Raw genomic sequence first — 1,244 nt, 5'->3', positions numbered from 1 at the left:
TGATCTTACCCACGTAATGTGGACACAACCCTAAGCGAGATTCTGGTTTTCAAATTGTTCCGGGCTGAGACCGCCGCACGCACTGTGACGACGCCAGCGATTGTAATCACACTCGATATAATTAAACACCGTCGTCCGCATTATTTCCCGGCTGGCAAAGTGTTCTCCGTGGATACATTCCACTTTCAGCGAGTGAAAGAAGCTTTCCACGCAGGCATTGTCATAGCAGCAGCCTTTTGCACTCATGCTCCCGCGCAGATTATGTCGTTTCAGTAATGCCTGATAATCCGATGAACAGTACTGACCACCACGGTCCGTGTGAACAATGACATTTTCCGGACGTTTACGCCGCCAGAGCGCCATTTGCAGTGCATCGCAGGCAAGTTGTGCAGTCATACGCGACGACATTGACCAGCCGATGACAGCACGCGACCACAGATCAATGACCACTGCCAGGTATAACCAGCCTTCATCTGTACGTAAGTAGGTGATGTCACCTGCCCACTTCTGGTTTGGGCCACTGGCGTAAAAATCCTGTTTCAGCAGGTTCTCTGACACGGGCAAGCCGTGCTCACGGTAACTGACCGGACTGAACTTGCGGGTTGCTTTCGCCCGTAGCCCCTGACGGCGCAGGCTGGCTGCAATGGTTTTGATGTTGTATTCCGGCAGTTCGTCAGCAAGACGAGGCGCACCATAACGCTGTTTTGACTCAGTGAATGCCTTACGGACAGCAGCATCACAGATGAGCCGGAACTGCTGGCGCGGGCTTATTTGATGGCGGCGCAGACACCAGATATACCAGCCGCTACGGGCAATCCGAAGCACACGGCACATGGCCTTGACGCTGAACTCAGCCCGATGTTTTTCGATAAAGACATACTTCATTTCAGGCGCTTCGCGAAGTATGTCGCGGCCTTTTGGAGAATGGCGAGTTCCTCAGCCTGCTCCGCCAGTTGCCGCTTGAGGCGCGCATTTTCAGCAGCCAGTTCACTTTCACGCTCCGACAAGGTCATTTGTTGATGTTGTTTGCTGCGCCATGCATAAAGCTGAGATTCATAGAGACTAAGTTCACGGGCTGCGGCAGCCACACCAATACGCTCAGCAAGCTTCAGAGCTTCATTGCGAAATTCAGGTGTGTGCTGCTTACGTGGTTTTTTGCTGGTTAATGCTGATTTTGTCATGAGTCACCTCTGGTTGAGAGTTTACTCACTTAATCGCGTGTCCACTATTCGCGGGTAGGATCA

Annotated in this window: 1 protein-coding gene; it reads right to left on the bottom strand. The window is 52.2% G+C overall.

From position 1 onward, the window contains the following. Positions 1-30 precede the first annotated feature (30 nt). A protein-coding gene (locus CJP72_RS09975) for an IS3 family transposase (RefSeq protein WP_162380710.1) occupies positions 31-1,181 on the bottom strand; the annotation gives its coding sequence in 2 pieces (ribosomal slippage) (positions 31-923 and positions 923-1,181; 1,152 coding nt in all). Positions 1,182-1,244: the final 63 nt, after the last annotated feature.

Origin of the sequence: Citrobacter sp. NCU1, from assembly GCF_010231475.1 — a bacterium.
In the GTDB taxonomy this organism is placed as follows: domain Bacteria; phylum Pseudomonadota; class Gammaproteobacteria; order Enterobacterales; family Enterobacteriaceae; genus Citrobacter_D.
This window is presented reverse-complemented; position numbering and strand designations above follow the sequence as displayed.